Annotated in this window: 11 protein-coding genes; 5 read left to right on the top strand and 6 right to left on the bottom strand. The window is 70.4% G+C overall.

Annotation, left to right across the window (positions count from 1 at the left end; all coding sequences use genetic code 11):
- The first annotated feature begins 628 nt into the window (after positions 1 to 628).
- Both OG900_09085 and OG900_09080 read left to right on the top strand, forming a co-directional pair.
- Positions 629 to 1,126: a hypothetical protein gene (locus OG900_09085; GenBank protein WUH90241.1), complete on the top strand. Its 498-nt coding sequence runs from the start codon at positions 629 to 631 to the stop codon at positions 1,124 to 1,126.
- Between the two features lie 400 nt (positions 1,127 to 1,526).
- On the top strand, positions 1,527 to 1,793 hold the full coding sequence (locus tag OG900_09080; GenBank protein ID WUH90240.1) for a helix-turn-helix domain-containing protein: 267 nt from the start codon (positions 1,527 to 1,529) through the stop codon (positions 1,791 to 1,793).
- A 30-nt stretch (positions 1,794 to 1,823) separates the two neighbouring features.
- Here the strand turns inward: OG900_09080 and OG900_09075 are convergent, their stop codons facing one another.
- Together OG900_09075 and OG900_09070 are read right to left on the bottom strand one after the other, a co-directional pair.
- The gene (locus tag OG900_09075; protein WUH90239.1) at positions 1,824 to 2,252 is read right to left on the bottom strand and encodes a hypothetical protein; all 429 of its coding nucleotides are present in this window, start codon (positions 2,250 to 2,252) and stop codon (positions 1,824 to 1,826) included.
- Positions 2,249 to 3,079, bottom strand: coding sequence for an IS5 family transposase (locus tag OG900_09070; protein ID WUH90238.1), 831 nt, complete (start codon positions 3,077 to 3,079; stop codon positions 2,249 to 2,251). Before OG900_09070 ends, OG900_09075 begins: the two co-directional genes overlap by 4 nt.
- Positions 3,080 to 3,512: 433 nt before the next feature.
- Between OG900_09070 and OG900_09065 the strand changes: the two genes are divergently transcribed.
- Positions 3,513 to 5,060, top strand: coding sequence for a hypothetical protein (locus OG900_09065; GenBank protein WUH90237.1), 1,548 nt, complete (start codon positions 3,513 to 3,515; stop codon positions 5,058 to 5,060).
- A gap of 25 nt (positions 5,061 to 5,085) precedes the next feature.
- Here the strand turns inward: OG900_09065 and OG900_09060 are convergent, their stop codons facing one another.
- Both OG900_09060 and OG900_09055 read right to left on the bottom strand, forming a co-directional pair.
- On the bottom strand, positions 5,086 to 9,288 hold the full coding sequence (locus OG900_09060; protein ID WUH95682.1) for a caspase family protein: 4,203 nt from the start codon (positions 9,286 to 9,288) through the stop codon (positions 5,086 to 5,088).
- Positions 9,289 to 9,401: 113 nt separating this feature from the next.
- Positions 9,402 to 10,274 carry a hypothetical protein gene (locus tag OG900_09055; protein WUH90236.1) on the bottom strand — a complete coding sequence of 291 codons (873 nt, stop codon included), beginning with the start codon at positions 10,272 to 10,274 and terminating at the stop codon, positions 9,402 to 9,404.
- Between the two features lie 173 nt (positions 10,275 to 10,447).
- Between OG900_09055 and OG900_09050 the strand changes: the two genes are divergently transcribed.
- Complete coding sequence (locus OG900_09050; protein WUH90235.1) at positions 10,448 to 10,984, top strand: hypothetical protein; 537 nt, start codon at positions 10,448 to 10,450, stop codon at positions 10,982 to 10,984.
- Positions 10,981 to 11,514: a hypothetical protein gene (locus OG900_09045; protein ID WUH90234.1), complete on the top strand. Its 534-nt coding sequence runs from the start codon at positions 10,981 to 10,983 to the stop codon at positions 11,512 to 11,514. Before OG900_09050 ends, OG900_09045 begins: the two co-directional genes overlap by 4 nt.
- A 67-nt stretch (positions 11,515 to 11,581) precedes the next feature.
- On the opposite strand, the gene OG900_09040 is transcribed toward OG900_09045, so the two are convergent.
- Positions 11,582 to 12,475: a hypothetical protein gene (locus tag OG900_09040; GenBank protein WUH90233.1), complete on the bottom strand. Its 894-nt coding sequence runs from the start codon at positions 12,473 to 12,475 to the stop codon at positions 11,582 to 11,584.
- Positions 12,472 to 12,843, bottom strand: coding sequence for a hypothetical protein (locus tag OG900_09035; GenBank protein ID WUH90232.1), 372 nt, complete (start codon positions 12,841 to 12,843; stop codon positions 12,472 to 12,474). The genes OG900_09040 and OG900_09035 overlap by 4 nt, the downstream gene beginning before the upstream one ends.
- Positions 12,844 to 12,891: the final 48 nt, after the last annotated feature.

Here is a 12,891-nt window from a genome sequence, read left to right as displayed (position 1 = left end):
AGCCGTGTCGGCACCTCCGTCCTTGCGATCGTTCCGGCGAGGCACGCGTCCTATCATGCTCTACCACCCCGAGGCAGATGTTCTAACACGCCTGGACACGAAACGTACGACTCAGTCAACTGTTTGCTGACTTACGGATCAGCATAAAGATCAACCGGCGCTGGGTCGAAGAACGTGTTGTGATCCCGGCCGAGGCGACCGCCCCGACGTCCTCGACGGCTACCTCACCGGAACCGGACTCGCGCTCGCACCACCATGACGACATCCCCCATTGAAGGTCAGTAATCCTCTGCGTCCAGCAACGCGAGCACCTCGTCGAGCCACGGCTTGACCTCCGCGAATGCCACCTCGGGAGCGAACCGTCCGCTGAGCCACAGGGAAGTCGGCCTCCTCGATCACGATCTCGCCAAGCAGTTCCCTCGCCCGCTCCAAACGCCAGACCTGGCCATCGAAACCCACCCCAACCAGCCCCTCACCGCAGTCGTGCGTTCACCACCGGCCTCCCAGCTGCCTCTGACAATCCACGGGGAACGATCACTCGTCGCGAGGGTAACGATCTTCGAGACGCCTCATCGCTGCAGCTCATCCCCACTCGTGAACTCCCCACGGGGCGCCGTGGTGCCGAAGCTTGCCGGCGGAACTGACCGCCTACCTCGTTGCCCGCAGCGCTCTCGCCGGAGACCCGGCCGACCAGTATCAGCAGTTCCTCGGCGCGCTGCGCGCGGTCCTGCGCCGGAATGACCGCCCGCTCCAGCAGCAGACCCCACACCGCGGCGATGTCCGCCACCGGACCGGCCGAGAGGGCCGGTACCGCCACCGGGACGGCCAGCACGGCCGCCACTCGATCCGCGACCGCATCGTCGCCAACCACGACCACGGCCGCCGCCTCATCCAGCATCGCCACCTGCCCGGCAGCCAGGCACGGCGCCGACGCCGCGGCCAGCACCAGGACCCCGGCCACGTCCCGCGGACGGTCGACCCGGGAGACCATGACCACGCCGCCGAGCGAACCCACCCCCCTGGCTGTGCCAGGACCGCGGATCTCCCGCAGTGCCGCAGTTGGCCCTTCGACAAGGTCAGCCCACGTCAACACGTCCACCCGCCCATGATCAGCTCCCCGGCCTGACCATGCCGATCACCACGCTGCGGACGCGGACACGAGGACCCGGATGCCATCACCCTGGCCAATGGCGAACGTGCCGTCCGGTGCTGCTGCCGGCCAGCCCGAGACCGGCTGTCGGGGGCGGGGTCTCCGAAATGGGCTGCCGAAACTGACAGGGCATCGCATACTGGTTGGTTGCCCATCGAAAGAGCAGGAGCTGGACAGTGCGGATCAAATCTCTCCAGGAGTTGCAGAGCCCGGACGAGCTCACTTTGAGAGGGCGGTATGTAAAGATTTGCCCGATTTCTCTCTGTCGCGGGATTGAAGTGCAGGGCAGGGCAGTTGGCGGGGCTCCCACTGCCCTCGCGGCCTGGGATCGAGACAGAAAGCTGTCGCAGCCAGGGATCAGCGGCATACTGCGGTCATGAGTGAGGAATCGGCACGGCTGGCGCGAGCCCTCGTCGAGTTCCGTGAAGCCGAAGGTGTCTCGGAGCGCGAGCTCGCACGACGTACCTGGCTGAGTCACGCGACCATCCGGACCTTCGAACGTGACCGTGGGGACCTGCCCACTCCGACCGTTGCCCGCAGGTTCGAGGAAGTCCTCGGCTGGGCTCCGGGGAGCATCAAGGCCACGCCGTCCGAGGAGACGGGCCTTGAGCCGTCGGCCGATTCGAGCTCAGACCTCGAGTAGGCGCGCTGGTCAGGGCTGCTTGCCGGACGGCTACGGTCGTGGCAGGGCGAACAGGCCCGGTTCGGGCTCGGCCAGGATGTTGCGCCCGGTCAGGCGCTTGAGCTTCAAACGGACGTTGTTGATGTTGTTCGGAGCCGGATCCAAGTCCATCGCCTCGCACACGCCCCGCGCCCGCAGCGGGCCGTCTGCCTGGGCGAACACCACCATGATTTCCTGGTAGGCCGCCCCGTCCGGCAGCTCCAGGGCGGACGGTGACGGCGCAGGCGGAGCCGGGTCGGGCAGCTCCAGCAACGTCTTGCGAGTGATCCGCACTTCCTCGGCGGCCCGACTGAGCTCGTCCAGCACGGCGGTGAGCCGCGTGACCTGCTCACGGGTCTCATCGGCCTGCGCGGCGATCTCCCGCTCGCGCTCCTCCAGACGTACCAGCAGCGCCCCCAGGGTCAGGTCCCCGCTGGTCACGCGCCGCGCCATGACGTCGCGCTGCCGGTCAGCCGACGGGCCATCACGTCGCTTATCGCCCAGAGGACCCGGGACTCGGCCGAGGCGGGGCGGTGCTCGTAGTCGCGTACCAGCCGCCGGTGCAGCATCAAGATCCCGTTCGTCTGCTCAACTCGCCAGCGGATCGGCTGCGGGACGAACCCGGTCTCGCCCGGGTTGCGCTCGACGACTTCGACGTCGATGCCCACCCGCTGACCGTGGTCCACGACGGTCTTCTTGAACCCCTGGTCCACCAGAGCCTTCGTCACGGTGCCGCCACTGCCTGCTGCGACCTTGTCGAGCAGAGCGGTGCCGAAGGCGTTGTCGTGGACGGAGGCGGCCAGCACCACCACGGCGATCACCAGGCCAAGCACATCCACGGCGAGTCCCCGCTTGCGGCCGGGCACCTTCTTCGCCGCGTCGCGTCCCGTCGTTTCGGCCGGCACACCGGCCGCCGCGTGCAGACTCTGGGTGTCGAGCACCACCACGCTGGGGTCGGCTAATCGGCCGCTCTTCTCGCGGACCTGCCAGCGCAGCAGGTCGTGAATGACCTGGTCGGTGCCGTCATTGCGCCACGTGTAGAAGTAGTACTTCACCGCGCCGGCGGGTGGCAGGTCGTGCGGGAGGTAGTCCCACTGGCAGCCGGTCCGGGACTGGTAGAGCAGGGCGTTGACGATCTCCCGCATCTCGTAGCGGCCTTGGTGGCCGCTGACCGAGGGATGCTGGACCTTCCACGAGGTGATCACCGGCTCGATCAGCGCCCAGCGTTCGTCGGATAAGTCGCTCTTGTAGGGCTTGCGGTCACTCACGCAGTCACCTCAGCACGGCGCCACCCCCGCGACCTGCCGGAGGCAGCAAGGCCACACGTTCAGGCGACGACAGAGCGGACTTAATCTCTCATTCCGCCCTCTCAGACGAGGCACTGTCCGGCCCGCCGGGCAGCGCCGCCTGGCCTGGGCCGTCGTCGCCCAGCCCGAGCTGCTGACCGGGGCCGGTTACGAAGCCCCTACTCCTGCTGCCCTGCGGTTCATCGATGAGCTCGTCGCGGCCGGGGCGACCAAGGTCGTCCGGCCGGCCTGCCCGCGCTGCCACGGGGTGAAGGCACTGTCCAAACTGCTGGAGGGCCAAAGGATCTGCCGAGCCTGCTTCGCCCACCACGCAGCTGTCCCCTGCTTCGGCTGCGGCGCCGTACGTGAGCCCGCCACCCGCGATGCCAAGGGCCGACCACTGTGCCCGAACTGCATGATCAGACAGCCCGAGAACCTCGAGGAGTGCGTCGGCTGCGGCCGGAGCAAGCCCGTCGCGAACCGGCTGCCTGACGGCCCACGCTGCCAGAACTGCCGACCGAGGATCACCGCGGAGTGCGGCATCTGCGGCCGGACGGCACTCTGCGACATGTCCCGGGCCACCGGCCGGCCCTGGTGCGACCGCTGCCAGCAGCGATGGGTGGCCTGCAGCGGCTGCGGCACCGTCGCCCAGGCCCGCAGCGGCACCTGGAAGGAGCCGCTGTGCGCGAAGTGCACCAACCCCGACCCGGAATTCTGGGGCCGCTGCCCGGTCTGCACCATCACCTGGCAGCTCAGCACCTGCCCCTGCCAGCGATGCGTCCTCGACCAGCGAGTACGCGACCTTCTCAGCGATGCCGCCGGAGTGATCCGCCCCGAACTCGCCCCCTTCCATGAGGCGTTGACGAGCGCCGAGCGCCCGGATGTCGCCTTTGCCTGGGTCTCCCGCTCGAAGGCCCGCGGCCTCCTGGAGCGCATAGGCCGCGACGAGCGGGCCGTCACGCACGCGGTTCTCGACGAACTACCCGCAGGCAAGGTGCTGGCCCACCTGCGCAGTGTCCTGGTCGCGACCGGCGCCCTGCCGCCCCGCGACGAACGGCTCGTCGCCCTGGAGAAATGGATCACCGCGACGGTCCAGGCCCGCACCGACCTCGCTGAGCGCCGGATCCTGCACGGCTACGCGGTCTGGCACCACCTGCGCCGGCTCCGGCGCCGCCTCGGCGAGGAGCACACCACCCGGCTGCAGGACCTGAACGTGCGCTGTCACGTCACCGCGGCGGACAACTTCCTCGACTGGCTCGGAGGCGAAGGGCTCACACTGGGAACCTGCACCCAGGCAGACTTGGAACGCTGGATGGCCGACCCCACGGTCAGTTACCGCGACGAGACCGGCCACTTCGTCCGATGGTCGGTACAGTACCGGCATGCCCGCGATCTGACCTACGGCACCGTCCGCTGGACCGGCCCGCAGGGCACCATCGACAGCGAGAAACGCTGGGCCGACGCCCGGCGCCTCCTCAACGACGACACCCTGCCGACCCCGGACCGCGTCGCCGGACTGCTGCTGGTCCTGTACGCACAGAAGATCTCCACCATCAGCCAGCTCACCGTCGACGATGTCCATGGCGATGGCGAAACCGTCGCGATCACGTTCGGCACCTCGCCGGTCGTCCTGCCCGCACCGCTGGCCGGCCTGGTCCGCGAGCTCATCACAACCCGCCGCGGCAAGGCCAAGATCGGCACCCCGCACGATGTCCCCTGGCTTTTCCCCGGAGGACGCCCCGGGCATCCCCTCGGCGACGACCGGATCGGCCAGCGCCTCCACAAGATCGGAATCAGACCCAAGCAGGACCGGTCGACAGCACTGTTCACTCTCGCCACCGAACTCCCCGCCGCGATCCTCGCCCGGATGCTCGGAGTCCACATCAAGGTGGCCGTCCAGTGGCAGCAGGCATCAGCCGGGGACTGGGCCGCCTACGCCGCCGACGTCAGCCGGCGCGTCTGAACCTCCATGACGTCGGTGTTCGACGTCAGCGTCTGCCAGCCGGTCGACGTGGTGTGGGCCCTGTACGCCGTCGGAAGACCGCTACATCGTGGCCCGTGCCCACGACGAGGTCTCCCGCCGGAGTGAAGGCGACAGCGGTGGGACTGGGAACGGCCACGAGGCCGGCCGCTTCGCCGGTACGCACGTTCCATACCCGCACCGTGTTGTCGTGGCTGCCGGTGACGGCGACGGGTTTGCCGTCCAGGACCGTGCACGCCACCGCCCGCGCCCAGTTGGTGTGGCCGGTCAGCGGTTCACCGAGCGGGTGGCCGGTGGTCAGGTCCCAGACCCGCACCGTGGTGTCGGTGCTGCCGGTGACGGCGACGGGTTTGCCGTCCAGGACCGTGCACGCCACCGCCCCCACCGTGCTGGTGTGGCCGGTCAGCGGTTCACCGAGCGGGTGGCCGGTGGTCAGGTCCCAGACCCGCACCGTGGTGTCGGTGCTGCCGGTGACGGCGACGGGTTTGCCGTCCAGGACCGTGCACGCCACCGCCCGCACCCAGTTGGTGTGGCCGGTCAGCGGTTCACCGAGCGGGTGGCCGGTGGTCAGGTCCCAGACCCGCACCGTGGTGTCGGTGCTGCCGGTGACGGCGACGGGTTTGCCGTCCAGGACCGTGCACGCCACCGCCCCCACCGTGCCGGTGTGGCCGGTCAGCGGTTCACCGAGCGGGTGGCCGGTGGTCAGGTCCCAGACCCGCACCGTGGTGTCGGTGCTGCCGGTGACGGCGACGGGTTTGCCGTCCAGGACCGTGCACGCCACCGCCCCCACCGTGCCGGTGTGGCCGGTCAGCGGTTCACCGAGCGGGTGGCCGGTGGCCAGGTCCCAGACCCGCACCGTGTGGTCGTCGCTGCCGGTGACGGCGACGGGGGTGCCGTCCAGGACCGTGCACGCCACCGCGTACACACGGTCGGTGTGGCCGGTCAGCGGTTCACCGAGCGGGTGGCCGGTGGTCAGGTCCCACACCCGCACCGTGTCGTCGCTGCTGCCGGTGACGGCGACGGGGGTGCCGTCCAGGACCGTGCACGCCACCGCCCCCACCCAGCTGGTGTGGCCGGTCAGCGGTTCGCCCAGCGGCCGGCCCGTGGCCAGATCCCACACCCGCACCGTGCGATCGTCGCTGCCGGTGACGGCGACGGGTTTGCCGTCCAGGACCGTGCACGCCACCGCCTGCACCAAGCTGGTGTGGCCGGTCAGCGGCTCACCCAGCGGCCGGCCCGTGGCCAGATCCCACACCCGCACCGTGTGGTCGTTGCTGCCGGTGACGGCGACGGGTTTGCCGTCCAGGACCGTGCACGCCACCGCCTGCACCAAGCTGGTGTGGCCGGTCAGCGGCTCACCCATCTGGCGGCCGGTCGCCAGGTCCCAGACCCGCACCGTGCGGTCGGCGCTGCCGGTGACGGCGACGGGTTTGCCGTCCAGGACCGTGCACGCCACCGCCCGCACCAAGCTGGTGTGGCCGGTCAGCGGCTCACCCATCTGGCGGCCGGTCGCCAGGTCCCAGACCCGCACCGTGCGGTCGGCGCTGCCGGTGACGGCGACGGGTTTGCCGTCCAGGACCGTGCACGCCACCGCCCGCACCCAGTTGGTGTGGCCGGTCAGCGGCTCACCCAGCGGCCGGCCCGTGGCCAGATCCCACACCCGCACCGTGCGGTCGTCGCTGCCGGTGACGGCGACGGGTTTGCCGTCCAGGACCGTGCACGCCACCGCGTACACCGTGCTGGTGTGACCGGTCAGCGGCTCACCGAGCGCACGGCCCGTGGCCAGGTCCCACACCCGCACCGTCCGGTCGCTGCCGCCGGTGACGGCCACAGGCGTACCGTCCAGGACCGTGCACGCCACCGCCTGAACCCAGCTGGTGTGGCCGGTGAGGGTGTCGCGGAGTGCTGGGGTGAAGGTGGTGCCGGTGGCCCATACCGGTGTCCAGTGCCGGGGTGGGATGTGGCGGGTGAGCTGGTGGTGCAGGCTGGTGGCTCCGGCGCGTGCGGCGTCCAGGGCGAGGTACTGGCGGCGCAGGGCCGGTGTGGTGGCGGTGTGGATGCCCAGGGAGGTGCGGTAGACGGCCGCGGTGAGCCGGGCGGTGTCGCTGCGCGCGTGGGGCAGGTGGGGAGCAAGGCTTCGGGGGGCGGCGTGGACGAGGTACTCGCTGTGGGTGAGGGTCTGGTCCAGTTGTCCGGCTGCGGCGGCGTGGGTGGCGAGGTGGTTGAGGGTGTAGGGGTGGGCGCGGGACCAGTCGCGGGTGGCGTCGCCGCGGTAGGGGACGCGGGTGGTCAGGACGTCGGTGAAGGCCGCGTGTACGGCGGGCTCGTCAACGGTGTCGCGGAGGTGTTCGGTCAGGGCCTGGTGGTAGAGGCGGTAGGCGGAGCGGCCTTCTTCGGTGGCTTCGACGACGTAGGAGCCGGCCTCGCGGCGTAGCCACAGCAGGTCTTCGTTGCTGTATGTCCGGCCGGAGACAGCGGAGGCCAGGGGGGCCCAGATGTCCTCCCAGGGCAGGCCCTGGCCTTCGGCGAAGGCCAGGGGACGCAGCAGGTCCGCGGCCCTTTCGGCGTCCGCGCCCAGGCGGCGGGTGAGGTCGTCGTGCATGGCCTGGCCTGCGTGGCGGGGAAGACCCGCCCGCCAGGACGGATCGCCTGGATCGGGCAGGGCGGTACCGGCGGCCAGAGTGCCGGCGGTGATCCTTGCGACCAGGAACGAGGTTCCGGCTGCGTCGGCGACCGCCTGCGCCACCGGACGCAGCGCCCGTGGGTTGTGCCGGTAGGGGGAGTGGGGGTGGGCTTCGATCAGGTTGCGGATGGTGTAGGCGGTCAGGGCCTGCGGGTCGGCGTAGCGGTCGTCGTCGAGGTCGATGACCTGCCGGCGGTGGGTGGGGCCGGCATGACGGGGGTCGATACCCAGGCGGTCCAGCAGGTAAGGGCGGGTGCCCAGCAGCAGACGGATCCGGCCGCGGGAGTGCTCGATCAGCGGGCGCAGGATGCGCGCGCACAGGGTGTGCGGGGTGGCGGCCTCATCCAGCGCGTCGATCAGCACGGTCAGCGGCCGTGTACGGCCGGCTGTGTCCAGGTGGTCCAGGAGTTCACCGACGGTGTCGGCGTGTGCCTTCACGGCGGCGGCCAGGCCGTGAAGGACCTCGGTGTCGGACAGGTTCTGGGCGTAGAGCGCGACATCGACTGATCCCTGCTCGGGCACCAGGCGGGGATCCAGACCGAGGGTGTCCAGGGGGACGGTGCGGCGGCGTTCGGGATGGGTCAGAGCGGCGATCAGGCCAAGCACGGCGGTCTTGCCGGAGCCGGGGCCGGCGGTGACCACCCGGCAGACCGACCCGGCGTCGGTGTCGGTGGCAGGGGTGCGCAGCCAGGCGGCCAGGTCGGCAAGTGCGGTGTGGCGGCCGCAGAACCACCAGTCCTGGGCGTCAACACCGTGGTAGCCCATCGCCCGTACCAGCAGCCGGCGGGTGAATTCCGTCTCACGGCGCCGGGCGTGCTCGTCGAATGCGGCGGCCTGCTGGAGGGCGAGATCGACATCGGTCAGGCGGGTGCTGTGATGTGGGTTGGCAAAAAAGGCCGGCGGCTCCCCGGTCAGCCCGATCTGGGACAGGCCGACGTGCTGCCAGGCGGGCTTGTCGCGATGGTCGTTGATCTGCTGCACCACTGTGGATACCGGCAGCGTGCTTGGGCCGTGCCCGGCGGTGGCCCATGCGCCCACGGCCTCGGTGAGCAGGCGGGGGAACAGGCCGGCCTGCGCCTGCTGGTGGGGCTGGGAGGAGGAGACGATGACCAGTCCGGACCCGGTGTGTACTTGCGTCCACTGGTCGCTGATGCGGTGCAAAGCGCCGGCGGCCAGCTCGTTGCCGCCCTGCCCGGAATAGCAGGAATCCAGTACCAGCAGCAGACACCGCACCTTGGTGTCGCGCAGCATCGCGCGGGCCAGGTCCGCCGTCGGCAGCGCGGTGTAGGCGACATCGGCCGGGTCGGTGTCCGCGGTCAGCAGCACATGCTCACCGTCGTCGAGGACCTGGCCGTGACCGGATAAGTAGACGGCCAGCAGGTCGTCCTCACGGCGGTCCTCCGCCTTGCAGAACGCCCGCAGCTGGTCCGTCAGCTGCATCCGGGTCGGATCCAGACCCAGCGCGGTGTGATGCCGGTAGCCCAGCTCACCAGTGAACACCCCGATGACCTGCTCACGCGCCTCCACCAAGCCCGGCCGGTCCCACGCGGGACATTTCGGGTACCGGGAGACGGCGGCGGCAATCAGAAACCGGCGCGGCCCCACCTCACCCGCACCGCTCCCGCCAGGCCGCGGCTCCCTCATACCAGGCCCTGCGCGATCGCCTGCCCGCACAACGCGTCGGTCAGGTACGCGGTCGCCTCATGAGCACGCGCACCATTGTCCACCCGCACCGAGCGCAGCCCGTCCCCGAAACACGGCCGCAGATCCTTCACCAAAGCCACCACGTCCCCCCCATCGGCCATGTTGGTCCATAACAGCTCCTCACCCCCCGGCCACACCCCCCGCACCGCACCACCCAGCCCCACCGGCCCGGGGACCAGCCGGTGCAGGATCAGATGGGGGATGCCCAGCGGCGAGCCGAGCGTCACCAGCGCCCGCACCCCGTGCCCCGGCCACGCACACAACGCCTCGTACGCCACGACCGACCCCAGCGAGTGCGCCACCACCACACGGGTGTCCTCACCCAGAGCAGCCAGCACCCGGCCCCGGGCAACCTCCCGCACCACCGGATCGGTGAGATAACGGCGGACCTGCTTCAGATCACTCACCATCGAACGCAGCGCGACACCGGCGAAGAACCGCGACCCCGACAGCGCCCGCAGGCCGGCCTGCACCGACCGCGGCGTCGCCACCAGCGTGTCCGCCCCCTCCGGCGGCGCCACCGCCGGATCACTGTCCGCCGCCGCACGCCACCACGACGCCAGCAGTTCCCGCTCGAACCCCTCCCCGACATCAGCCGCCGTATAGGACGGATCCCCGACCGCCAGCACTTCCCCCGGCGGCCGGAACACATCCCCGTAGAACGCCATCACCACATCCGAACGCGACACCACCGCGCCGGCCCCCGCACGACGCAACCCATCGGCCATAGCGGGCCACCACCCCGCCAGGAGCGTTTCCTCACCCAGGAGTTGCTGACCGATTCCATGAACCGCCACCACCCGCGCCACGCGCCCCCACCCCCGGTCCGCCCCGCTGTTGGGAAGCACTGTAGAGGCCAGCAGACACTCCAACAGGAGAAACGGACAATCCACCGAAACCACGGCCGCCCGCGACCACCCACCACCAGGCATTCCGAGACTCCCAATACCCGACTCCACCATTAGGCCGGTCCCGAACCGACATGCTCGACGTCCTGGACCAGGAGAAGGGCCTGGCCCTGGTCGAGACGCTCACCGAGGCCGGCGAGCGGATCGCCGCCGGCGAGACGGTCACCGGCCCGGCGGCCAGCCGCTACCGCGCCGCGGCCGCGGAGTTCTCCGACCGCTACGCCGGGACCTACCTTGGCAAACGCGAACTGCGCGCGCTCGTCGCCAACCCCCGCCTCCAGGTCTACGAGGACCCGAAAGCATTCCTGACCTGCAACCACGACGCGTTCACTGCGCTGTGCACCCCGGATCGCGACCGGTCAGGCGACGGCGGCCACAGCACTCCGGACCACTCCCGCTGCCACCCGGCGTGCGCGAACATCAGCCGCACCGACAGCCAGATCGCCATATTTCGGGCCGAGGTCGCGCGTATCGACGCCGCCGCCGAAGCCGGCCTCGACCCCTACCCCATCGCGGCCCGCGAACAGCAGCGCCGGACCCACCTCACCGACATCATCCGCCGCCACGACACCCAGCAGCTCAGCAGAGCCGACCCGGAGGAACCTCGATGAGCACCCCCGACGACTCCGTGACCAGCCCGCGCCCCGGGGCGGCCCTGGCCCACCTCGTCGGCAAGGCCCTCACCCACGCTCACCCTGATCCCGGCTCCGAGGACGCCGCGGAGGTGAGCGCCATCACCGACGCCATGGTACGGCTGCTCATCGGTACCCCGCTGCACTCCGATGGCAAGTTGACCATCGTCTCCCTCGCCGCCGAAGCCGGCCTTCGGCGCAACAAGCTCACCCACAAGCACACCGGTCTCAAGGACCTCTTCTACGCTCTGGTCAAGGACCGCGATCCCGGCGCCGAACCGCTGTCCGAGGCCGCGCGGGCCCGTGCGGCCAAGCAGCAACAGGACCTGGCGCGGGTTCGTGCCGAACGCGACGACCTGCGCACGTTGACCCAGCAACTCGCCCGCGCTGTCCAAGTGCTGGAGGTCGAAAACCACCGGATGAAGGCCGCCAACGTCGCCTTGGAGGAGCAGCTGGCTGCGCGCTCCAGCGTCCCCCACCTTGCTCACCGACGCGCGCCGCACTCCTGACGCTGCGTCATCTGTCTCTGGCCATTCGAACGTGGCGGCGTCCGATGGGTGACCGCGACCGGGCGCGTCAGCGCCCTTTGCGGCATATCCGTGTGATCTCGCCGCCCTCGGCGGGGGTGAGGGGCCCGGTGGCGTTTGCGTTGCCCACCCCGAGTGCGGCGGCCAGTGCACGGCCGTGGAGGTCCAGTGCGGCTTCGATGAGGCGGGTCTGCGCCGCGGCCGAGGATCGGCCGCGGCGCCACGCGGCGACGCCTGCGACGGCGGCCACCGCGGCGGACGGCGGCCAGAGCAGGGCGAGCATGGCGTACAGGGTGGCCCAGGAACCGCGGACGGTCGCGTCGGCGAACTGGCTGCCAGCCGCCTCTGTCTCGGAACGGACCAGGTCCGGGGCGACCAGCCAGAACGATGGCCAGACGAAGGTCAGATCGAGGCCGTAGCGCTCGTAGGCGATCGATTCGAGCGCCTTGAAGCGATCACCGATCCAGGTCGGACAGGCCGGGCGTGCCACGGCGAGCCGGTTCGCCCGCGCCGCCAAGTCGTCGATTTCGGCTTGCATCTCCTCAGTCCTGCCGATATCTCCTTCCAGCGCGAACCGCCGCTCGACCAGGTCGTCCCAGCGGTCCCGACGCGCTCGGCGGCGCCAACGTGCCAGGGGCGCTGGCCAGCGGCCGAGCCAGACCAGGCGAATCCCGGCAGCCAGACCGCCAGCCGCAAGCCCAACCGCAGCAGCGGCGAGCAGCACGCCCGCCACACAGAGCCCCGTGCGTGCAGCAGGCCAACGGCTCAGGTCGGAGGCAAGGGCGTCCAGCGAGTCGCGTGCATAGCCGACGTCGAGCGCGTGCGACCACCGCAGTCTGGCGCCGAGCAGGAGCGCGGTGAGGAAGAGCAGGCCGGGGATGGCGAGCAGCGACACCCAGCGTTCGGCGAGCTTCTTGGCCAGTTCGTCGAAGAAGGTGGTCATCCGGTGGCCTGCGTCGGCATCCGCTCCCCGGTCACCCGGCAGCGCGGTGACAGACCGGCCGGTCGCGGGCGCTCGGTGCGTGAGCAGGCGCCGTCCGGGCAGCGGGCGATCTCCTCGTCGGCGTGTCCGGGACCGAACGGCATCTCGTGCGGCATCTGGCGGTAGGCGCCGGCAGCGTCGAATTGGTAGAGCTCATCCAGCAGGTCGGCAACCGGAGTGCGGGCCCGGGCGGCGGCCTCGATCGCCGTCAGCCGCCTCTGGTATTCGTCCGGGCGACCGGTGCCTGCTGCACGAATGTCAGGAAGAAGCTCGCAGAGATAAGTCAGCGCGGCCCGTTCGCGTTCGGCGTCGGCGGTACCTGCGGGCATGTCAATTCCACCATCCTCGCCGCAAACCCCGTCAAGTCGATGCGACCA

This window comes from Streptomyces sp. NBC_00433 (assembly GCA_036015235.1).
GTDB lineage: Bacteria > Actinomycetota > Actinomycetes > Streptomycetales > Streptomycetaceae > Actinacidiphila.
The sequence above is the reverse complement of the archived record's forward strand: the minus strand, read 5'-3'. Positions and strand labels throughout refer to the sequence as shown.